The 22,390-nt window shown below is 39.6% G+C and carries 21 protein-coding genes and 2 other RNA genes; 11 read left to right on the top strand and 12 right to left on the bottom strand.

Annotated elements, in window-relative coordinates; genetic code table 11:
- Positions 1-197 precede the first annotated feature (197 nt).
- Positions 198-899: a ribonuclease T gene (gene rnt, locus QZU45_RS07240; protein ID WP_295353526.1), complete on the top strand. Its 702-nt coding sequence runs from the start codon at positions 198-200 to the stop codon at positions 897-899.
- 68 nt (positions 900-967) lie between these two features.
- Positions 968-1,345: a hypothetical protein gene (locus tag QZU45_RS07235; RefSeq protein WP_295353523.1), complete on the top strand. Its 378-nt coding sequence runs from the start codon at positions 968-970 to the stop codon at positions 1,343-1,345.
- Positions 1,346-1,412: 67 nt separating this feature from the next.
- On the opposite strand, the gene QZU45_RS07230 is transcribed toward QZU45_RS07235, so the two are convergent.
- The 11 genes from QZU45_RS07230 to QZU45_RS07180 all read right to left on the bottom strand — a co-directional run bounded on the left by QZU45_RS07230 (position 1,413) and on the right by QZU45_RS07180 (position 11,085).
- Positions 1,413-2,072 (bottom strand): HAD family phosphatase, encoded by a 660-nt coding sequence (locus QZU45_RS07230; RefSeq protein WP_295353520.1) that lies wholly within the window; start codon positions 2,070-2,072, stop codon positions 1,413-1,415.
- The gene (locus QZU45_RS07225) at positions 2,073-3,704 is read right to left on the bottom strand and encodes an AAA family ATPase (RefSeq protein WP_295353517.1); all 1,632 of its coding nucleotides are present in this window, start codon (positions 3,702-3,704) and stop codon (positions 2,073-2,075) included.
- A 26-nt stretch (positions 3,705-3,730) separates the two neighbouring features.
- An RNA gene (gene ffs, locus QZU45_RS07220) (signal recognition particle sRNA small type) lies at positions 3,731-3,827 on the bottom strand.
- Between the two features lie 198 nt (positions 3,828-4,025).
- On the bottom strand, positions 4,026-4,556 hold the full coding sequence (gene fabA, locus QZU45_RS07215; RefSeq protein WP_074838636.1) for a bifunctional 3-hydroxydecanoyl-ACP dehydratase/trans-2-decenoyl-ACP isomerase: 531 nt from the start codon (positions 4,554-4,556) through the stop codon (positions 4,026-4,028).
- A gap of 242 nt (positions 4,557-4,798) precedes the next feature.
- On the bottom strand, positions 4,799-5,440 hold the full coding sequence (gene crp, locus QZU45_RS07210; protein ID WP_031491735.1) for a cAMP-activated global transcriptional regulator CRP: 642 nt from the start codon (positions 5,438-5,440) through the stop codon (positions 4,799-4,801).
- 303 nt (positions 5,441-5,743) lie between these two features.
- Positions 5,744-5,924, bottom strand: a non-coding RNA gene (gene ssrS / locus QZU45_RS07205) — 6S RNA.
- A 173-nt stretch (positions 5,925-6,097) separates the two neighbouring features.
- Complete coding sequence (locus tag QZU45_RS07200; RefSeq protein ID WP_295353513.1) at positions 6,098-6,442, bottom strand: hypothetical protein; 345 nt, start codon at positions 6,440-6,442, stop codon at positions 6,098-6,100.
- 117 nt (positions 6,443-6,559) lie between these two features.
- Entirely contained in the window at positions 6,560-8,188 is a 1,629-nt protein-coding gene (locus tag QZU45_RS07195) for an NAD(P)-binding protein (protein WP_295353510.1), read from the bottom strand.
- Positions 8,189-8,203: 15 nt separating this feature from the next.
- A complete protein-coding gene (locus tag QZU45_RS07190) occupies positions 8,204-9,265 on the bottom strand; it encodes a thiamine pyrophosphate-dependent enzyme (RefSeq protein WP_295353507.1) in 1,062 nt (353 codons plus the stop codon).
- A 15-nt stretch (positions 9,266-9,280) separates the two neighbouring features.
- A complete protein-coding gene (locus tag QZU45_RS07185) occupies positions 9,281-10,525 on the bottom strand; it encodes a transketolase C-terminal domain-containing protein (protein WP_294999322.1) in 1,245 nt (414 codons plus the stop codon).
- On the bottom strand, positions 10,525-11,085 hold the full coding sequence (locus tag QZU45_RS07180) for a 2-oxoacid:acceptor oxidoreductase family protein (protein WP_074838649.1): 561 nt from the start codon (positions 11,083-11,085) through the stop codon (positions 10,525-10,527). Before QZU45_RS07180 ends, QZU45_RS07185 begins: the two co-directional genes overlap by 1 nt.
- Positions 11,086-11,525: 440 nt before the next feature.
- On the opposite strand from QZU45_RS07180, the gene QZU45_RS07175 reads away from it, so the two are divergent.
- The 9 genes from QZU45_RS07175 (at position 11,526) to QZU45_RS07135 (ending at position 21,858) form a co-directional block, all read left to right on the top strand.
- A complete protein-coding gene (locus QZU45_RS07175) occupies positions 11,526-12,527 on the top strand; it encodes an ROK family protein (RefSeq protein WP_074838652.1) in 1,002 nt (333 codons plus the stop codon).
- 202 nt (positions 12,528-12,729) lie between these two features.
- Complete coding sequence (locus tag QZU45_RS07170; RefSeq protein WP_295353504.1) at positions 12,730-13,710, top strand: WYL domain-containing protein; 981 nt, start codon at positions 12,730-12,732, stop codon at positions 13,708-13,710.
- Between the two features lie 83 nt (positions 13,711-13,793).
- Entirely contained in the window at positions 13,794-14,999 is a 1,206-nt protein-coding gene (locus tag QZU45_RS07165; protein ID WP_295353501.1) for a multidrug effflux MFS transporter, read from the top strand.
- Positions 14,983-15,690, top strand: coding sequence for a thioredoxin domain-containing protein (locus QZU45_RS07160; RefSeq protein WP_074838661.1), 708 nt, complete (start codon positions 14,983-14,985; stop codon positions 15,688-15,690). Before QZU45_RS07165 ends, QZU45_RS07160 begins: the two co-directional genes overlap by 17 nt.
- Before the next feature lies 1 nt (position 15,691).
- A complete protein-coding gene (locus QZU45_RS07155) occupies positions 15,692-15,877 on the top strand; it encodes a hypothetical protein (RefSeq protein ID WP_295353498.1) in 186 nt (61 codons plus the stop codon).
- A gap of 196 nt (positions 15,878-16,073) precedes the next feature.
- On the top strand, positions 16,074-17,102 hold the full coding sequence (locus QZU45_RS07150) for a sugar-binding protein (RefSeq protein ID WP_295353495.1): 1,029 nt from the start codon (positions 16,074-16,076) through the stop codon (positions 17,100-17,102).
- Between the two features lie 166 nt (positions 17,103-17,268).
- Positions 17,269-18,228: an OmpA family protein gene (locus QZU45_RS07145; protein WP_294999333.1), complete on the top strand. Its 960-nt coding sequence runs from the start codon at positions 17,269-17,271 to the stop codon at positions 18,226-18,228.
- A gap of 109 nt (positions 18,229-18,337) precedes the next feature.
- Positions 18,338-19,948, top strand: a complete 1,611-nt coding sequence (locus QZU45_RS07140; RefSeq protein ID WP_295353492.1) for a tetratricopeptide repeat protein — start codon at positions 18,338-18,340, stop codon at positions 19,946-19,948.
- A gap of 392 nt (positions 19,949-20,340) precedes the next feature.
- Positions 20,341-21,858 (top strand): L-fucose/L-arabinose isomerase family protein, encoded by a 1,518-nt coding sequence (locus tag QZU45_RS07135; protein WP_074838672.1) that lies wholly within the window; start codon positions 20,341-20,343, stop codon positions 21,856-21,858.
- 129 nt (positions 21,859-21,987) lie between these two features.
- Here QZU45_RS07135 and QZU45_RS07130 read toward each other — a convergent pair.
- On the bottom strand, positions 21,988-22,390 hold a 403-nt coding region (locus QZU45_RS07130), incomplete at its 5' end, for a transposase (protein ID WP_295353489.1).

Below are 22,390 nucleotides of genomic sequence, written 5' to 3'. Positions count from 1 at the left end.
ATGCTTTTTGTATGGCAGCAAATATTCTGCTGAATCTTAATGTTCTCTGTCCTTTCTGAATTTTTATCTGTTTTGTCGTTTTCGATCTCCTGCCTTTTTTGTTAAAATTGCAGACAAAAAGATTACTAATTACGATTTAAATGATATTTAATCTGTTTACGCATAAAAAATGCCAGGGCAGTACTACAAGAATAATTATGTCAGATTTACAAGCTAATACTTACTCAATAAAAGATCGATTCCGTCAGTTTTATCCTGTTATTGTTGATGTTGAAACAGCAGGTCTTGATCCTAAAACTGATGCTCTGATTGAAGTTTCCATGATGACAGTGAAAATGGATGAAAAGGGCATGCTTGTGCCTGATGAACAGTTTCACGCCAATATCAGACCATTTCCTGGCTCTCTGGTTAAACAGGCCAATATAGATTTCTTAGGCATTGATCCTTTTGATGAATCAAGAAACCTTGTTTCTGAGGAAGATGCTCTAATTCCTATGTTCAAGGCTATAGCCAAAAAGGTTAAGGCTAACAAATGCAAAAGGGCAATTCTTGTAGGTCATAACGGATCTTTTGATTTAGGTTTCATTAAGGCGGCTACTGAGCGTCTGAACTATAAACGTTCTCCTTTCCATCCTTTCTCCGTTTGTGATACAGCCTCTCTTTCTATGCTTGTATATGGTCAGAGTGTTCTGGTTAAAGCCTGTATTGCCGCAGGTATTGATTTTGATCTTGATAAGGCCCATGGAGCTGAGTATGACACAAAAATGGAATGTCTGCTGTTCTGCAAGATCTTTAATAAGTTTACAACTTTCTGCGGGGTCCCTGAGCCGGTAAACGAAGAGATTGATTACACAAAATCCTCTTCTGAAAGTTCAGATGAAGGTAATAAATCCGAATAAGATAAATAGCCTGTTTGCTACCTCTAATCTAAGTTAATAAAAATACAATCACAGGTGAGAGGAATAGTATGCAGTACATTATTAAATCTATGCTTAAACACATTTCCACTATACTGATTGTAGTAGCTGTCTGTGCCGGTGGATACACCTTTGCTCAGCATGAGAATATTATCGGCAGTTCTGATTCAAAGTCAGAAGTGGTATCAGATGATTTTGCTCATAATCACATCCGACCTGATGCCCCAAATTCAGTTAAAGGTGTAAAGAAAGTTGCCAAGGAAGGCGATTATGTACTGCTTCGAGGCGTATTTGTAAGACGTGCAGATGCCGGAGTCTATGAATTTCATGATGACGCCGGGGATGGTCTGTTCATCGATCTTGGCAAAAGCTTTGTTTTAAATGAGAGATTCTTTAACACAAGTGAACAACAAATCCACTACAATTGAAGCAATCTCCATGTCAGCAAAATCTTTCCCTGTAACAAGCAGAGTCCCTTAGTCCTCTAGTTGTGTTTTATTTGGACCAGTCTACAATTTCTAAGGACTTTATAGCAGGATGATTCAGGAGTTTCTCATTTGGATCGACAGCAAATCTGTGAGAGCACATCATTAGCATAGGCAGATCGTTGATAGTATCTCCATATGCATAAGAATCCTCTAAAGACAGACTTTCCTTATTTATTATTTCATTTATGCGTTTTACCTTATCTACCTGATAAGGAACAGTTCCACACTGCTTGCCTGTAAGTCTTCCTGCTACCTTTTCCATCGGTGCAGCGATAAAATCACTGATCCCAAGTAGAGTGGCAACATGTTCTACAATATAGTCACAGGTTGAGGTTACGATAAAAACGCGATCACCTCTTCCTCTTTTCTTATGAAAATCCAGGGCTCGTTTTGCGCCTGGTTTTATAAGTGGAATAATCAGATCTCGAACTGTTTCGTGCAGAACCTTATACTGCTCATCTTTTGATAATTTTACTAAAGGGGTAACCGCAAATCTGACGAAGTCATTAATATCAAGGGAGCCTTCAAAAAACTTCTGTTCGCATTCACTAAGCTTTACCAGCATGTCTGAAGGAGCGATACCAAGTTTTACGAAATGATGAAGGGTGATGTTGTTTGTGTCTCCTCCAACCAGGGTTCCGTCCATATCAAAAAAAGCCAGACTCACTTAGTCCTCCTCATAATCACTTGTTGAATCGATTACAACTTCCAAAGGTTTTATAAGATCCTGTTCTGTTACTTCTCCTGATATGTATGCAAAGGTTTTCTTCATATCAAGATTTGGAAATTCAAAGCGATATCTCCAGGTTACATACGCATCAGAGTGATTGATGATTACTTTGGTTCTTGTTGCAAAGCCCAGCTGAATTAAAAGACTTCCCAGCTGTTTGCCCTTAACATCGGTTTCGACTGAATCGGAGAACAGAGGATCCTGTCCATCCTTTCCGAAAAGCCATGATAAATTCTTTGGGTTATTCTTTAATGCGTTTTTTACAAAGTCGTATTTGCCAGAGGCTGAATAGGGAAGCAGCTTTCCGTTATTCATCATGCAGTGGGCTATACAGGCAGGACAGAACATTTTAGGACAGTTGGGATTGTACATCTCATCATTATCAGCAAATAAGAATCCGCCGTAACACTGCTCTAACATATCAAGATATTTCTCAGGGGTGATCTTCAGATTCTCACTGAATCGGATTATTTCATTCTGATAAACTTCTTTAATATCGTCTCGTGTGAACCCAAAAAGTGCAGCAAACATTGGTTCTGATGAAAGATCATAAACAAGTGGTAATCCTTCGGAAGTTTCTGATGCCAGTGAGAAATTGATGTGTCCTGAGATTAGACACCATTTTACTGTTCTGTTTGAATACTTAATTACATTCAGCATATCAAGATAGGCACAGACAGATTCTTCACACTGTTCATGATTAAATTCTGAAGCTACCATAAAAGGAACATCATAGTTATCAATCAGAACTGATATTTTGATTGAAGGATATTTCTTGTTTAATTCATTAAGCAGTTTATCAAAATAAGCTTTTGGAGTCTGATAAGGATCGATATGTGATTCAATATGATTGATCCAGAACTGTTCCTGAAGAATATCGAGAAGTCCTTCAGTGAATTCTTTAGGATTCTTCGCTCTAAGATGTTTAAAATCCAGACTTAATACTGGTCTTTTCTTGACGTTGTAGAAGGTTTTTATCGCATCAATTTCATCAGTAACCATCAGCTCCTGAGCAGATGCATTAGCGTTTATCTCATCAATTGATTTCTGATCAGAAAAATCGTCACCTTCTTCTTTCTTTTTGTCAGATACCAGATCTTCAATATAGTTCTTAATGTCTTCTAGAATAGAAGTGTCTTCTTTGTTCTTGCTGTCTGCATCTTTTGCATCTGATTCTTCTGATTCTACTGATTCGGTAGCTTTTTTAGACACAGCCTCTGTATTCTGAACTGTGTTTTCACTTTCCTTTGAGGAGAGAGATGACTGAATCTGGTTATTGATAATATTCTGTTTACTTTGATAAGTTGTGATGATCTTAGGTGTGGTATTTATATTAAGACTGTCATCATTATCACTTTCTATTTTTACCAGATTCTGAATAGACTGAGAAATTAAAGACAGACCAAAACCTCTAGGTCTAATCATCATAAAGATACCAGGGGAGCCTAAACCATCATGATCTTCCATAATGGAAATAAGCTTGAACAGCATATCTGCTTTATCTTTATAAACTTGATCGGATAGGACTAAATCGGAAAGAGTAGAGTAGACCTGAGAATTTGAATTCATAGATAACCACCATGATTCATCTGGTGGGATTCCAACCGTATCGCGGTACCTTGTATAAAGACCCTGGCTGCTTCCTTCCGAACCTGACCAATTAAACCTTCAACAAGTACGCGAGGGCTGGAACCCCATAAAGCCTTTGTATTTTAAAAGAAAAGTCTTGGTTATGCAAGAGAAACTTTGGTTTTTTACCTGAATACGCCTATTAAGAGCCGCATTGTCTGGAGATAATATGGAAATTTTTAGAGAAAGAATATACAAAATACCCCCATGTTTAGGCTAAGAACTATTTTAGTATGGAGGTATTAAGTGAAAGATGTGAAATTAAGCTTTCTTAGGTGGAATTAAACCAACCTGAAGATCTTCAGCTGTATAGATGTGTTCACCGTCAACATAAACTTTGCCATCTGCAATGCCCATGATTAGCTGACCACGTTCAATAACTTTCTTCAGATTAATCTCATAGGTTACAAGTTTAGCGTGATCTAAAACTTCACCCTTAAACTTAACCTTACCAACGCCAAGAGCACGTCCTTTACCTGGACCACCTCTCCAGCCCAGGAAGAAGCCTACAAGCTGCCACATTGCATCTAGACCCAAACAGCCAGGCATAACAGGATCACCTGGGAAATGACACTGGAAGAACCATAAATCCTTGGTAATATCCAGTTCAGCCTTTACATAGCCCAAACCATACTCACCGCCCTCATTCTGGATATCGGTAATTCTGTCAAACATCAGCATATTTGGTGCTGGAAGCTGGCTGTTACCAGGTCCGAATAACTCACCGCGGCTGCAAGCTAAAAGGTCGTTCTTATCAAAAGAGTGAACATTGCGCTCTAATAATGAAGCCATTGTCTGCTCCTAAATTTTATAAAACACTATTTATGAAATATATAAAAATCAACTGTGTAATAAATGCTACAGTTCTATTCTCACGATTTCAAATCCGTATCATTATACAGCAAAAGAAAGTCAGTTTTCAGAATAGATTTCTACATAAGCCAATAAAGTTGAATTGAAATTTTTTTAGATTTAAAAAAGACAAAAGCTGAATCGTATGACTCAGCTTTATATAGAACCAATCGCAAGATTAACTATCTGGTACCAAATACCACAATGGTCTTTCCATGAGCTGTAATCAGATGATCTTCTTCCATCATCTTCAGAATACGACCTACAGTCTCGCGTGAACAGCCAACGATCTGACCGATTTCCTGGCGGGTGATCTTAATCTGCATACCATCAGGATGTGTCATAGCCTCTGGCTGATGAGCTAAGTTTACAAGAGTCTTAGCAATACGACCTGTAACGTCTAAGAATGCCAGGTTACCAACCTTAGCTGAAGTTGCTGACAGACGACGTGAAATCTGTGCAGTTAAACGCATCAGAATTTCAGGGTTAACCTGTACTAGCTGCTTAAACTTGCTGTATGAAACTTCTGCAATCTCACAAGATGTCTTTGCTTTTACCCATGCAGTACGCTTAGGATTCTCTGACTCATCGAATAAACCAACTTCACCGATGAAATCACCCTGATTCAGATAACTCAGAATCATTTCATGACCATCTGAATCTTTAATTAGTACGGCAACTGAGCCTTTTGAAATGTAGTATAAGGTTTCAGCTTTCTCGCCGGCGTGAATAATTGTGCTCTTAGCAGTGTACTTATGAATGTGGCACTGACTTAAGAACCAGCTGATAGTTGTGTCAGTTTGTGGTTTTATAATAGGAGACATCTTTTTTTTACTCTAAAAATAGCCAAATCAAAAAAATAAATTCACTTAGAATTCATATTAAGTTTTTGCTCTACATCCAATGCAGTAGAGGCTAAACCGCTAACTAAATAATGAGCTCTTAAGATATTTTCATTATACATATGTTAATTTTTTTTTGTTAAAGCTTAGGCATAATTCAACATAGATTTTGTATATATAGTGACTTAATTCACGATTTTATAAAATGTTTTTTGAAAAGTCCGTAAATTGTACTATACAAAAATCGCAATTAGGAAATGAATATAGGAATGGTACGTTTGAAGTGAGAACCCCGGAAGTGAATCCGCTATTCTTGACTCCTTGAACCAGTGTGTTCAAGTTTGGCATCAGATGACTACTTAGGCTTCCGCGGGCAATCCGGGCCTGCACACTATAATCAGGAAGACACCAATGTCTGTAGATATCGGCTCAGGGTACAAATAACTTGATCGCACCCCAGGGAATCTTGTGGTAAATGTTTACCATAAATCTATGCTAACAGATTGTTTTATCAAAAACAATTTTAAATCCACTATATTGGAAATATTGTTTTTTATACTGAACATTCACCTATATATAAGTATAGGTCATATTGAGATAGTTTAATTCAAAAATCAGGAATTATTCTTAATATGTGAATTAAACCGAGAAAAGTAATACGATTGCAACAGATAACATTGCTAGCAGAATCATCAGTAGGAATTTGTTTAGAATTGCAATGGTCTCTCCCTTTTTGGTATAGCCTGCAATATATCTTTGCCTTGCAAGATATGCATCCTCGGGGCTTGAATAGGGGCCTAGTTCTTCTCCTAGCGGGATATTCGCCGCATAGGCTTTGTCAATCAGGACTCTGAATCTGATTCTCATCCTCGATTCATTTTCTTCCTTGAAGTTAAGACTTTTCAGGTAGGCTCTTGAGAATTTCTCAGGTTCTTTGGCATTTAAGATATCTGATATCTCTTCCCGTTTAAAATCAGAATCCAAAAAACTCCTAAGAGAGTATCTGAGATAATTGAAATCCATTTTATTAACAACACCTTATACATAAAAGGCTGTATACCTTTTGGATATACAGCCATTACATTTAATGCTTCAATATGATTAGATCTGCTCAGGAACCATCTTGATGTGGCCGCATGGACATTCCTGTGCGCATACACCACAGCCCTTGCAGTAGTCGTAATTAAATTCATAGCCCTTACCTGGACCTAACTTAATTACAGCGCTGTCTGGGCAGACACCGTAGCAGTTGTCACATTCCATACAGTTACCGCAGGATAGACAGCGACGAGCTTCAAACACTGCATTCTCTTCGGTCAGACCAATCTGAACCTCATCGAAGGTATTTGAACGGCGAGCTGCTTCAAGTTCCTCACGAACCATCTTAGGAGCATCGGTGTAGTACCAAGGATGCATATCCTCGAACTTGGCAATCTCATGCTTCTCCGGTTTTTTGTAGGTCTTACCGTTCAGATAAGCATTTACACCACGAGCTGCATTCTTACCCATACCGATGGCACGAGTTACGGTTCTGTCTGTGCTTGCGCAGTCACCAGCAGCAAAGACGCCTTCAATTGAAGTCATCATGGTTTCCTGGTTAATTACAACGCTGTCTTTATCCATCTCTAGGTTGGATAGTTTTGACAGTACAGACTTATCAACATTCTGTCCGATAGCCAGAACAACAGCATCTGCAGGTAACTCTTCATACTGACCAGTTGGCTTTGGTTTTCCGTTCTCGTCCAACTCCATCTTTTCTATCTTGAGTTTATCCTTTGAAGCTGATGCAATGGTAGACAGCCACTTAACCTGAATGCCTTCCTCGATAGCTGCATCCATTTCTTCCTCGTTTGCAGGCATCTTATCACGGTTACGACGGTAAACAATGATAGGTTCTGCACCGATACGACGTAATGAACGAGCTACGTCAACAGCGGTATTACCACCACCGTAAACAGCAACACGACGTGCAATCTGGATATCACCGGTGGTCTCAATCTGACCTAGAACTGAAAGAGCGTTCAGGACTGAAGTGGTATCGCCCTGAGGAATATCAACGTTGGTTGAAATTGAAGCTCCTAAGCCAAGAATAACAGCATCATATTTGCCGTTCTTCTTTTCTGCTTCGATATCTTCGACTTTTCGGCCGCATTCAATGGTTACACCCATATCTGTGATACGCTTGATTTCGGCATCAAGAATATTACGTGGCAGACGATATACAGGGATACCGTAACGCATCATACCGCCGGCTTCCTTACCCATTTCAACGATGTGAACTGTGTGACCGAAACGACGTAAGTGATATGCTGCTGAAAGACCTGCAGGTCCTGCGCCTACAATCAGAACCTTCTTGCCGGTTTCACGTGCTGGGCGCTTGAATGACAGGTTATGCTCTAAAGCATAGTCACCTAAGAAACGCTCAACAGAGTTAATGCCAACACTCTCATCTAAGAAACCGCGGTTGCACTTGCCTTCACAGGTGTGATAGCAGACACGACCCATACATGCAGGCATTGGGTTTTCTTCAGTTAAAATACGCCATGCGTGTTCATAGTCACCTTCTGCAGCATAATACAGCCACTGCTGAATGTTTTCACCTGCAGGGCACTGATTGTTGCAAGGTGGCAACTTGAATACATTTACAGGACGCAGAGTACGCCATGAACCAGTGTGATTCTGTAAGGAAGTAGCTGGATCAAGGGTAACAGCGAAAGCTTTATTCATCATGATTAACTATCTCCTTTAAACAGCTGAGCTACGCTCGTAAGCCTGAATTGCAACTGGTGTTGAACTTGGTTCATCATCACCTAGCAGACCGAAATCCTTGATATTGGCATCACACATTGCCTGCAGTCTTGCAACAACATTTGGATCTGCCTTCTTTCCGGTCAGGTGAGCGTATCTGCGCTGCATCTTCAGATAGTTAAGCACTGGCTGCTTCTGACGAATCTTACGTACAGAAGTAATCTTGCCGTATTCAGCTTCATAAACAGGGAAGAAACCAGTTTCCATTGCCATACGTGCTGCGGTAACAGTTGCATTTGACTGTAAGCCCCAGCCTAGAGGACAAGGAACAAGAATCTGAATATAACGGGCTCCGTGGAATGACATTGCCTTTGTAACCTTATACTCAAGGTCACGAAGATCAGCAACAGTTGCAGTTGCTACATAAGGAATACCGTGAGCCATAGCAATCAGAGGTACATCCTTACCTTTACCCCAGTCAGCACCTGGTTTGTCTCCAACCAGCTGAGTGGTAGCTGTTCTTGCTGAAGGAGGAGTTGCAGATGAACGCTGAACACCGGTGTTCATGTATGCTTCGTTGTCATAGCAGATGTAAAGTACATCGTCGTTACGCTCGAACATACCTGACAGAGGACCAAAACCGATATCGGTGGTACCACCGTCACCGCCCTGAGCAATAACACGAGGAACAACGGAATCACCGTGTTTTTTTGCTAATACAGCAGCAGCGGCTGCAAGACCAGATCCTACTGATGCAGCATTACCGAACAGGGAGTGAACCCATGGCAGCTTCCATGCTGATTCTGGATATGGAGTTGAGAAAACTTCAAGACAGCCGGTTGCATTCACCAGCATAATCTGTCCGTTTGTTGCCTTCATTGCAGCATCAATTGCATATCTTGCGCCTAATGCCTCACCACAGCCCTGACAGGCTCTGTGACCTGAAATTAAGCTGTTGTTACGATCCTCTGATGCCTGATTTGTACGCATAGCAGGATTTAACATACGATTACCAACAGTGTTTGAACCTGTCTGGTAGAATTTAATCTTTTCTAACATTGTACTGTCTCCTGCTTAACCCTTGACTGAGTCTTCTAAAACTGACTGACCTAGCGGACCCTGTGGGAAGGTTACACCTTCTGCCTTCTGAGTGTAGCCATTTAGGACATTTGAGTCGATGTCAAACCAGGTGAATTCCTCAGTAAACTTGCCTGCAAGAGCATCCTTTACAATACCGTTGATAGTTGTACCGAAGATTGGTCGACCGCCTAAGCCTGCTACAACAGTCTTGATATCGCAGTTCTTGCCTTCCATTGCACGTTTAACTTCAGGGCAGATAATACCGCGAGCACCAAATGAGAATGCTCTTTCAAGGCAGATAACCTGCTTGGTGTCACCGATTGCCTCGGCTAGTTTCTCATAAGGGAATGGACGGAATGACTTTAAGGAAATGATACCAACATTGATACCCTGTGCTTTTAGCCTGTCAATTTCATCCTTAGCAGTACCTACGGTTGAACCCATGATAATGATCTTCAGATCTGCGTTTTCGCAGTTGTAGCAATCTAGGATACCGCCTGACTTAGAACCTGTAAGAGCACGATACTCTTCAGTTACTTCCTCGATAACTTTTAGAGCTTTTGCCATCTTACGCTGCTGCAGGAAACGAACCTCGGTAAAGGCCTCAGGTCCAACCATAGCACCAATAGATACAGGATCCTTTGGGGTCAGGTATTCTTTTGGCTCGTACTCACCTAAGAACTTATCAACAGTCTCCTGATCTGGAATATCCAGTCTTTCGAATGCGTGAGTTAAAACGAAACCATCCATACATACCATAACTGGTAGACCAACCTTTTCAGCGATCTTGAAAGCCATGATATGAGTATCAACAGCGTCCTGGTTTGACTCGCAGAATAACTGCAGCCAGCCGGAATCACGCTGTGAAAGAGAATCTGAGTGATCGTTCCAGATGTTGATTGGACCACCGATAGCACGTGATGCAACGGTCATAACAATTGGAAGACCTAAACCTGATGCTGAATAGATACCTTCTGTCATGAACAGCAGACCCTGTGATGCTGTTGCTGTATAGGTACGGGCACCGCCAACGGAAGAACCGATAGCTACTGACATTGCAGAGAACTCTGATTCAACATTCAGGAAATCACAGTCCTTTAAGGTACCGGTCTTTACGAACTTACCTACGTTTTCAACAATGTGAGTCTGTGGAGAAATAGGGTAGGCACATACAACGCCTGGACGGCATAAAGCAACTGCCTCAGCTACACCTAATGAACCTTCGATTTGCTTAAGCATTATAGAACTCCCTTAATATAGTTGTATGCAAGGGCAGCGGTTTCAGCATTTGCATCACCAACCTTACCTGGATATCTTTCCTGGAATGCTTTCTGAACTGATTCTAGTTTCAGAATGTCAGTTACAGCTGCTAAAGCTGAAAGCATTGGAGCTCCTGGTAGAGGCTTACCAATCTTCTGCATAGCAAAATCTGTTGCAGGAACAGTGAATACGTGACCCTTAGGTAACATCTTTACTAGTTCTGGTACAACAACTTCTGGTGCTTCTTTTGAATTGATAATTGCATATCCGTTTGGATCCAATCCACCGAATACATCAACTGATCCTAATAGTGTCTTATCCTGAACAAGAACAACTCCTGGCTGCTGAATAGGCTCGTGAGTACGAATTTCTTTATTATCAATACGGGCATATGCAACCACTGGAGCGCCAGTACGCTCAGAACCGAAGCTTGGGAAAGCTTGTGCATGATGACCTTCATAGAATGCTGCAAGAGTCAGCATTTCAGCTGCGGTCACTACACCTTGGCCTCCACGGCCATGTAATCTAATTTGAAGCATTAAGGCTCCTCGTTTGCAGTGTATGTAAAAAAAATTGGTTCTCTAGGAACCGTCAAGATAATTTTAGTTATTTATTAAAAATTCACAAATCTTTGAAAAATAACTAACAAAAAATATGAAAATTTATCTGAAAATGAAAATCTGATTTTGTTTGATTCAAAAAGCTGAAATATAAGGCTCGGTAAAGATTCTAAAATGTCAGAATAGGGAATAAAATGCGATATATATCTAAAGTTGTTATCTTAATTTGCAATAGATATAACATATAAATATAACAAATATATGTATCAAAAAAAATACGTTTATACTGTTATTTATCTTCGGTTTTGTATAATTAGCTAATGCTAATTTAAAATAATAAAATTTCATGTTTTGAACAAAATTAAAAAAAATGATATTATTAAACTAGGTTTATTAATGTTATTAAAGTAAGGCTGATAATGGTTGATACTTCGCTTACAATTACATCACGTCAGATCCGTGAACAGAATCTGCAGCTTGTACGACAGGCTCTCCATGATGAACAGGTTTGTACAAGTTCTAAGTTAAAGGAACTGACAGGACTTTCTGTCGTTACCTTAAATAAAATAATATCTCTACTGATTGCCTCTGGAGAGGTTCTTGATGCAGGCAAGGTGAATATGCCTAACGGTCGTCCAGCATCTACATACCGATTTAATGAGATGAATAAGCTCATGCTTATTCTGTCTATATATAAAAGATCAGGAAACAAATATGTAGGTTATTCTGTTCATAATCTGTTTGGCGAATGTATTGAGCGAAAGGAAGAACTTATTGAAGAATCTGATTCAATACAGACCAATGAGCTAAAAATTGGAATGGAACGTTATATCAACAGGCACCCAAAGATTTCTGTGATAGGTGTTTCGATGCCTTCAGATGATGTTGGAGGTCGTGTCGGAAGTGCAATTCGTCATGACAGCCAGTCAAAAAGACTATCTTCTCATCTTGAAAAGCAGTTCAATATACCAGTTTTTTTTGAAACAGATATTAATGCTGCAACCTTAGGCTGCTATAAGAGATGTAAAAATCAGGAATATGTAAGTGGAGTTATTCTTGTTCCAGGAAAAATTCCCGGCTGTGGATTCTGTTATAACGGTGCTGTTTTAAGAGGAAAAGATGGAATGGCAGGGGAGATCCGTTATTTCCCTATGTACAATGATATCGGAGTTTTGCCATCTGAATCCATGCAGGCAGATGACCTTGCCATCAGAACCATCAGAGCAGTAATGTGTGTGTTAAATCCTGGATATATGGCTATTTATTCTGAGACTTTAAGACCAGGCTTTATTGACAGATTAAAGAAACAGCTCGGAACTCCAGCCGAAGAGGCTTTGCTTCCTAAGATCGAGATTACAGATAATTTAAGGGAAGATACTGTATCAGGTATGGTCAGTCTGTGTCTTGAGGCCCTTAAATAGTTTTTTTAGTTGTTTTAACTTTTTTCTAACGTTGTATAAATTATGGGGCTATGTTTATTTTCTCATTGAATTACTATACATATACTTTTTTTTGAGATAAAATTTCTATCAAAAATGTTTAAACCTATACAGAATAAAGATAGGGTGTATTTTTTATTTATTTTATCTGTTTTGTTATTCAGTGAGAAAGGATTGGCCCCTTATGGTAAAAAAAGAGATTGCAGCTCAGAAATCTGACAAGTCTGAAATAACTCCTAATAAATGGAGTATTAGAAGACGTATGGAATTCATTGATTTTCGTCTGAGTGTTGAAGGCAAAATCAATCGTTCTGATCTGGTTAACTTTTTTGGTATTTCTGTTCCTCAGTCATCTCTTGATTTTTCCTTGTACAGAGAGCTGGTAAAAAACAGTAAACCTTCAAGAGAAAACCTTCGCTATGATGTTCACAAAAAGCTTTATGTTCGTACTGATGACTTTAAGCCTGTTTTCCCTGATGAATGCTCTCCTGATCATTTCCTAGAGGATCTTGCCTTAGTTTCTCGAGATTCCCTCTCTGATTCACGAAACTTCTTTAATGGAAGATTCCCTGTAGCTGCAGCTACTCTTGTTCCTCCAAAGAGAAAGGTTGAGGCGAAACTTCTGTGTAATCTTATTGATGCCATCAACGAGCACATGGCAATGCATATTGTCTATATGTCTTTATCTCAGGGCAAATACATGGATTATCTGATTGCTCCTCATTCTTTTGCTTATGATGGTTTCAGATGGCACATCAGAGCATACTGCTACGACAGACATGAATTTAGAGATTATGTTCTGTCCAGAATAAAATCCTCTGATACTCCTAAAATCATGGCTCCAAATGATCGTTTCCCTGATCCGCTGGGTAATGGTTTCAGAGAAGTTGGTACAGATGCAGCATCTGATGCAGACTGGAACGAGAAGGTTGTTTTAAAGCTAAAGATTAACCCTGAACTATCTGAGAATGAAAGAAATGTTTTGGCTTTAGATTACGGCATCGGTAATAACGGCTATATTGAACATGAGGTAAGAAAGGCTCTGCTCTTCTATGCTGTAAGAAACCTCAAGCTTACCGAAGATTATAAAAAGCTTCCGGCAAAAGAAAGACAGCTGGTTCTTGATAATGAAAAAGAGATTTTTTCTCTGTTAAAGACAGAATAGAGAAAACTGTGCAGGAGTGTCGTAATTCAGTTGTTAGAATATCGGCACTCTTTTTTTAGCCTTTATGTTGTCTTTAAATCGAAATGAAATCTTCTAAATTTTCCTACTTTGTGTATGTCTTTACACTAGGAATGCTCTGTGCTTTTGCACCAATGTGTTCTGATTTGTATCTGCCATCCATGCCTTCCATCATGGACTATTTCCAGACCTCACCATCGCTGGTTCAGTCTTCTCTGACAGCCTCATTCTTAGGTCTTGCTATAGGTCAGATGATTATCGGGCCTGTTTCTGATGCATATGGAAGAATTCTTCCCTTATATGCTTCACTGGTTATTTTTACAGTAACCTCTTTTTTATGTGCAATTTCTGATTCCGTCGTTTTCTTTATTGCAATGAGATTCTTTCAGGGACTCTCTGCTGCAGGCGGCATCGTGCTGACACGCTCCATTGCCTGTGATAAATTTAAAGGAAATGAGCTGACCAGTTTTATGGCTTTTTTAATGTCTATAAACTCTCTTGCTCCAATCCTTGCTCCTATTGTTGGTTCCTTTATTATAAGCTTTGCTCCGTGGCAGGTTATATTCTACGTTCTGGTAGGCTGGGGCCTGCTTCTGATCCTTGCTACAAAGCTGTTTGTTCCGGAATCACTTCCTGCAGATAAAAGACAGGCCAATATAAAGTCATCTCTGCTTCTATTAAAGGTCGAACTTTTTAATCCTAAATTTATGCTTGTGGCTCTGTCTCTAGCCTCTATTATGGGAGGATTCTTCTCTTATCTTGCAGCCTCACCTTTTGTATTTCAGGTGATTTATGGAATGACTCCCTTTGGCTATTCCTGTACTTTCGCTTTCATTTCAGTCTGCATTTCTCTAACTGGCGCATCTGCTGGCAGATTATCGAGAAAATACGGAGAGGAAAGTGTGGTAAAAGGGGCTTACTTTATAATGTTTTCTGCTGCTGTTCTGATGCTGATTGAAGCTCTGATTGTTCCTGATAATTATCTGTTTGTGCTTTTAACTCTAGCTGTTTACTGCAGTATGATGGCTGTATCCCAGGCCGCAGGATTTGGTATTGTTATGAGCTTAAAAAAAGGTGGAGCCGGCGCTGCATCGGGGCTTTTCGGTGTGCTTTATTTTCTGTTCGGTTCTATGGTCTCTCCTTTTGTCGGCATTATGGGAGAGAATTCCATATTGCCACTTGGTATAAATCTGCTATCATGTGTGATTGTTGCTATTATCCTTCTGAAAATAGCATTGTCTGGCCGAGAGAAAAATGAAAAAACTGCTTAATACAATAATTACTGCCACTCTTCTTTCCTGTGGAGTTTCCCAGGCTGCATCTCTAGATGCCGATACAAAAAAGGAAATCGAGGCTATTATTGACGATTATGTGTCTAACCATCCAGAGATTATAATCAATGCCATGAAAAAGCTTGAAAGGGATGAACAGGCAAAAACACAGCAGGCTTTTTTGGAAATCATAGCTGAATACAGAAAATCAGACAGTCATCCTTATCTTGGAAAAAAGAATTCAAAGCACTACATCATTGAGTTCTTTGATTTTAACTGTGGTTACTGCAAGGTGATGGAGCCATATTTTGAGAAGGCTTTAAAAGAGTACGACCTGCAGATTATCTACGTCAATATTCCTGTAATCAGAGCGGAGTCTGCTCAGCTCGCATATCTTGGACAGGCTCTTTTTGAGACCGATCCTTCTATGTATTTTAAGTTCCATAAGCATTTTATGACACCAGGAAACAAAAAAGCAGATGAAGAATCTGTAAAAGCTCTGTTCAAGACCATTGGTGCTGATTATGATGCTGTTCTTAAAAAGATCCCTTCATCAAAGGCTACTATTGAGCAGAACATTAAAGACAGCTTTAAACTGAAGATTGCCGGTACTCCTTATCTTATTATTGACGGTCAGGAGATTCGTGGGGCTATCACCAGTTATGAGCAGTTAAAATCAGTTCTGAAATAATATGAGCTATCTTTTAATTCTAGTTATTGCTATTCCTGTTCTTTTTGTAATAGGCACTACCTATAATGCTTTGAAAGAACAGAAGAGGCTTGAGGAAGGGCCTCTTAAAGAGATTCTTTCCAAAAGAGAACAGGAAAAACGAGAAGCCCTGAGAAATTCATATAAAATTAAAGATAATAACAAATAATCACCTTTCAAAACTAATATTACAAGTCTTCAGAATTCACCTTTGAAATAAGTGTGATACACAGCATTTAATAAAAAAAATTGTAAAAAATATATGCTGATATTCCGATAAGAATAAAGATTTTCTTTGAAATCTCTATATCTATTAACTATATAAAGAATAGAAATGTTTGTTTGATTTTGTTTGGAGTTTTCTAATGAATTTAGTTAAGCTACTTTCGTGTGGTTCTGTTGCCGCAATGATGTGTTTTGCGCCTCAGGTTCATGCATACAAGGTCGGTTTATCTATGCCAACTCAAAATGAGGATCGTTGGTATAAAGAGGGCTTTGCTCTTCAGAACAGATTGAAAAATGCTGGTTTTGAAGTTGAATTGTTCTATGGTGGTGATGTTGATGCTGACCTTCAGAATAGGCAACTGATTCGTCTGGCAAATTCAGGCGCGAATGTGCTGGTAGTTGGTCCTATTGATGGATCTGCTATGACAGATGCTCTTGCAGTTGCCAAGTCACAGGGAATTGCCATAATCAGCTATGACCGCTTGATAACTGGTACCAATGCCGTTTCCTATTATGCTACTTTTGATAATGAGATGGTTGGTCATATGCAGGGTAAGTATTTGGTTGACAAGCTGAATCTTGCTACCACATCTACTCCTAAGAATATTGAATTATTCTATGGTTCCCTAAATGATAACAATGCCAAATTCTTCTGGAAAGGCGCTATGGACGAGCTTAGACCTTATATTCAGAGTGGTCAGGCTGTAATCAAATCCGGTCAGACTACTCCAGAGGAAGTAAATACTCCTGACTGGTCAGGTACAGAAGCAAACAAGAGAATGTCCGATCTTATTGATAAGATTGGTTATGGTCCAGGCAAAACTCGTCTGGATGGTGTTTTATGTCCAGCTGACTGTATTTCAGAAGGCGTACTTTTTGCTTTAAAACGCAATGGCTATGATTCTTCTAATATGCCAATTGTAACCGGTCAGGATGCTGTACCTGATGCTTTGAAGAGTATTGCTGATGGTGAACAGGCAATGACCATCTATAAAAATCCAAATGAGCTTTGCAATACTATTGTAAATATGGTTACAAGACTTTCAAAGGGAGAGCCTGTTGATATTAACGATACTTCCACTTATGACAATGGTGCAAAGGTTGTTGATACTTATCTTTGTGAGCCAGAACTTATTGATAAGTCTAATGTATCTAAGCTGTTAAACTAATCCAGGCTTCGGACAACTAAAGGCACACTAAAGATGAAATCTTCAGTGTGCTTTTTTGTGTCTGAGTCTTTTGTGTGAAAATTGCATCTTTTTTTGGCACTATTATTGCTTATACTTTATAAGGTAGGAAATTATTCCCTGAACTTCCTGTATGTTAGGTTTGATTATGAAGATAAACAGCGTATTGAAATGCCTTTGTTTTGCTATATCTGTTGTGGCTTCGACAGGTTATAGCCAGATAAGGTACAGTGCTCCTATGGAGCCGGAAGCGGCAAAAAAACTCTGGTCCAACGAGAGTAGCAGGATCGCATGCCGTCTTATCTTTGACATTCCTTCATATGGTTTTGCCAATTTTATGACGTATGGTGGACGAGATTTACGTTCCGCTATGACACTTCATCCTAAGCTCGGTATTGGGCAGGCTTCCTCTATGAGATTTATAGCTGCCAAGCCAGACTGGAATTCTAGCGGGGCAGAAAGACTTTTAGGAAGAATTGATTTATACGCAGGCTTTAATCCCTATATTGGACCAACTCTATCCTGGAAACTGCTCTCAGAACTTGATCACGGCAATCAGATTCTGATGCCGTATACTGATAAAAAACTGGCTTCAGGGGAGAATATCGTTCCTGCATTAAATCCACTGGGATTTAAAGATGCATATAAAAAATACCTTTCCTGTCAGGAGCAGTTAATCAGAGTCAACTATAATGACGTTCGTATGATGCCTCTGGTATTCAAGTATCAGTCCACTGAGCTTACTGCTAAGTCACAGGAAATGCTAAATGAGCAGGTTGAATATCTGAAGTATGATAAATCAATCATAAAAATCAGTATTCGTGCGTATGCCTATGATATGGCAAAGGCACAGGAAAATATTGCACTGGCTAAGGATAGAGGAGAAGCTTTAAAGAAAGCCTATACTGACATCGGTATTAAAGAAGAAAGTATAGAGGTGGTTCCTTTTAATGCTCTTACACTTAATACCAAGGATGAGAATCCTATTTCAAATGAGGCTGCAACCTCAAGAAATGCTCTGATTTCCCTTGAACGTGACGTTGCCATGATTAACAAGGATATGGAAGTTAATATTCCTGATGTTGGTGCTGATACAGGAGATGACTGATTTTTCTTGATTTAGATAATGATTTTTTAATACATTTATTAAATCATAATAAAAATAGCTTAAAATTTAAATAGATAACGAATGATACTAGGTATGCTCAGGATTTGAAATGGCTGGCAAGAAGAAAGAGAAAAAACAAAAGGACAAAAGACCCTTTAAAGAGAAACTGAAGAGTTTTGTCTCCAAAAATAAAGTGGCTTTGATTATTCTTTCTCTCATCGTTCTTTTAGGCGGTGGTGTCGGTCTTATTGTCACCGGATATCTTGAGTATAATCGAGCAACCCGTGAAGCCTATGTCGTTGCAGGAATGAAGGCAATGGAGGATGGAAACTTCCATAAGGCTCAGTCTCTGCTGCTTAAGGCTACATATCTTAAGGCTCCTGAAGCCTATCCTTTTTTAGCCTGGCTGAGTGCTAAAGCCGGTAACTTCACAAAAGCCCTGGACTATTGCCGTGAAACCGCAAAATATCCTGAAATACATGGTGCTTATGAAGTCATGGGATACCTTTCTTTATTAGGATACGGTAATGCTCAGGGCGCCGGTTCTGCCTTGTTTTACTTTGATGAGGCAATGAAATCCTATTCAGAGGAATATCTTAAGTCTCATAATCCTTTGCTGGCAATGTATGAGAAGTCTATAAGCCTGTGCATGAACAAGCAGGATTACATCCGCATGGTTGATGAGGCTCAGAAAAAGGGGTCAAATATCGCTCTGCTGTACAGAGGTGATTTGGATTTTCTGGGAGAGGAAAATGATCTTTCTCCAAAGAGTGCCGCGAAATCATGGGAAGATGCCAAGAATAACGGTGTACTAGAAGCTCAGACACGTCTCGCTTCGCTGTTATGGTACGGATACGGAAAACGTCGTGATTATCGTACGGCTATGAGATACTTTGAGGATGCTGCTAAAAAGCATGAACCTGCAGCTAACTACTCACTAGGTCTTATTCGTCTGCGCCAGGGAAAAAAGACCTCCTATGCTGAAGGTATGCGTTATCTTAAGAATGCCGCTAAAATGAATTACGGTCCGGCCCTTACTGCTGTAGGTGTTAATGCAATCATAAAAACTAAGGATTTTTCCAAGATTGCATCTGCTGCAGCTGACATTTTCAAGCAGGCATACGACTGCGGTGATACCACAGGAGGCATTCTTTACGCGCTTATGATGATGAACGGAATGGGTATTGCCACTGATCAGACAGAGGCTCTTTCTATTCTTTATGATCTGAAAACACGTGGTGTCCAGTCGGTTGGAGCAATGCTTAAATACTTTACCTACAATAACGAAGTTGATTCTAAGCGAGTTTTTAATCAGGCTATCGCTCTGATTTCAGATCAGTATTTAGGAAAATACACCTTTGCTGAGGGGGCACCTGAGGCAAAGATGTATCATGAGCAGAGAGAGAGTGGGGCATTGAGCTACTATATTTCTCAGAAGGATGACCGAGACAGATATACGGATGAGTTTATTGCAGATCTTGGAAAGAATTATGTTGAGAAACTGGATAAACCTGAAGATATAGAAATTAATGGAGAAAAACTTCTGTATCCTGAGATTACCCAGATCCTTGATATGTATAATCCAACTACAGGAGCAAAACCTTTTATGCCTCAGGCTGTTATGGAAATCTCTGCTACTATGCCAAAACTTCCTCCAAGCTATGACAAATACGAAATAGATTTTGATACTATCATGAACAATTTCGAGGATTTCTACTAATTTTCATTTTCAGACGGTTGCTTTTCCAAAGGACTGTATGAATTCTTTTTCTGCTTCTTTTTTTGATTTATAAGCCTTACTGTTAGGCTTGTTTATTTTTCTCTGAAAAAAAATCCTTAATATCAACTAAAAATGATTTACGTGATTGCGATTTTTAAGCTTGGTTTTACGAATTTTGTGATCTGCGTTAAAGTAAACTAACCATTGAAAATACCAATATAAAATGGAAAAGTGTGATCTGTAATTAAATTTAAAACGAATTATTAAAAGATTTTCGTAAACGTTTGCGATTTTTATTGCAAACAAAAATAAAATCATTTATAAATATACACACATAAGGAACAGAAATAGTTCCATAAGAACAAAAATCCACTAAAGAGGAACATAGAAAAATGCTACCAAATATCCCTAATGTAAATCTTGGCGTTATCGCTGTATCCAGAGACTGTTTTATCCGTTCACTGTCAGAGCGTCGTCGCGCTGCTGTTGTTAAGGCTTGCCAGGATAAGGGTATAAAGATTAACGAAATCAAAGTTACCGTAGAAAACGAAAATGATGCTGTTAAGGCTGTAGAAGAAGCTAAGAAGGCAGGTTGCAATGCACTGGTTGTTTTCTTAGGAAACTTTGGTCCAGAGACTCCAGAAACTCTGATTAAAAAGTTCTTTGATGGTCCTTGTATGTTTGTTGCAGCAGCAGAGGAAACCGGCAATGATCTAGTTGATGGTCGTGGTGACGCATACTGCGGTATGTTAAACTGCTCATATAACTTAGGTTTACGTAAGCTTAAGGGCTTCATTCCTGAGTATCCAGTTGGCACCGCTTCAGACATCGCTAACATGGTTGCAGACTTCCTACCTGTTGCTCGCACTTTAATTGGTCTTGCAAATCTTAAGATCATTACCTTCGGACCTCGTCCTCAGGATTTCTTTGCATGTAATGCTCCTATTAAGGGCTTATATGATATCGGTGTTGAGATTGAAGAAAACTCAGAACTTGATCTTTTAGTAGCTTACAGAAAACACGCTGGTGATCCTCGTATTAAAGATGTTGTTGCTGATATGTCAAAAGAACTAGGCACCAACGGTAATACATACCCAGATATGTTAGAGAGAATGGCTCAGTTTGAGCTTACTCTGGTTGACTGGGCTGAGCAGCACAAGGGTTCACGTCAGTATGTAGTATTTGCTGACAAGTGCTGGCCTGCATTCCCAGAGGAGTTCGGTTTTGAGCCTTGCTATGTAAACTCTCGTCTGGCTTCACGCGGTATGCCTGTTGCATGTGAGGTAGATATCTTCGGTGCTCTATCAGAGTACATCGGTGCATGTGTAACTGAAGACGCTGTAACCTTACTTGATATCAATAACTCAGTTCCTCAGGATTTATTCGATCAGGATATCAAGCCTAAGTTCTCACAGTACAAGTTGACTGATACCTTCATGGGCTTCCACTGCGGTAATACTCCATTCTGCAAGCTGACCACTACCGACAGCTGCAACATGAAGCTAGGTAAGATCAACTATCAGATCATCCAGCACCGTCTGTTAGAGCCTGCAGGTTCAACCCCAGATTTCACCCGTGGTACTCTAGAAGGCGATCTGACTGCAGGTCCAATTACCTTCTTCAGATTACAGACTACTCCAGATACCAAGCTTCAGGCTTATGTAGCTGAAGGTGAGGTTCTTCCTGTAGGTACCCGTTCATTTGGTGGTATTGGTATCTTTGCAATCCCTGAGATGGGCCGTTTCTACCGTCATGTTCTGATTGAGAAGCGTTATCCACATCACGGTGCAGTTGCATTCAGCCATGTTGGCAAGGCTCTGTTCAATATCTTCAATATGTTAGGTATTGAGACTGTAAACTACAATCAGCCAGCAGGTGTTCTATACCCAACTGAAAATCCATTTGCTTAATAATCTTTGTTTAAATTTATGCCAGGGCTTGTCCCTGGCTTTTTTATTTTAAAGGAAAGTTTTTGGGTTCATCCGTGAATCTGTGGAAAGTCCTGATTTGAATATAATTAAATTCATCAGGGCTTTCTTCTATCCAATCGTCGGGATTGGAGTAAACTTTCCTCTGAATGCACTTCTAATCCTTAAAAAGAAATAATCTAAATCCCTGTAGCCATAGGCTACACGCTTTAGAACCTTAATCTTATTGTTTATACCTTCCAGAACACTTGTCCTGATATGGTAGATGCCGGCATTGGTAATGCCGTCTCTGTAGTGGTCATTCTGACTCTTAGCAAATTTCATTATTTCCTCAATACCAGAGGACATTGCCAGCCTTACCCATTCAGTCCATAATCGTTCTGCTTCAGCCTTAGAGTTAGCTTCATATACTTCTGGTAACAGCTCCTTTAGTTCATTGGCTTTATTGAGTTCATTGTAGTAGCTTAGGATAGAATCAAGTCTGATTTTCTTTTCTTCAGATAATCGAGAATTA

Origin of the sequence: uncultured Succinivibrio sp. (assembly GCF_902756765.1) — a bacterium.
GTDB lineage: Bacteria > Pseudomonadota > Gammaproteobacteria > Enterobacterales > Succinivibrionaceae > Succinivibrio.
The sequence above is the reverse complement of the archived record's forward strand: the minus strand, read 5'-3'. Positions and strand labels throughout refer to the sequence as shown.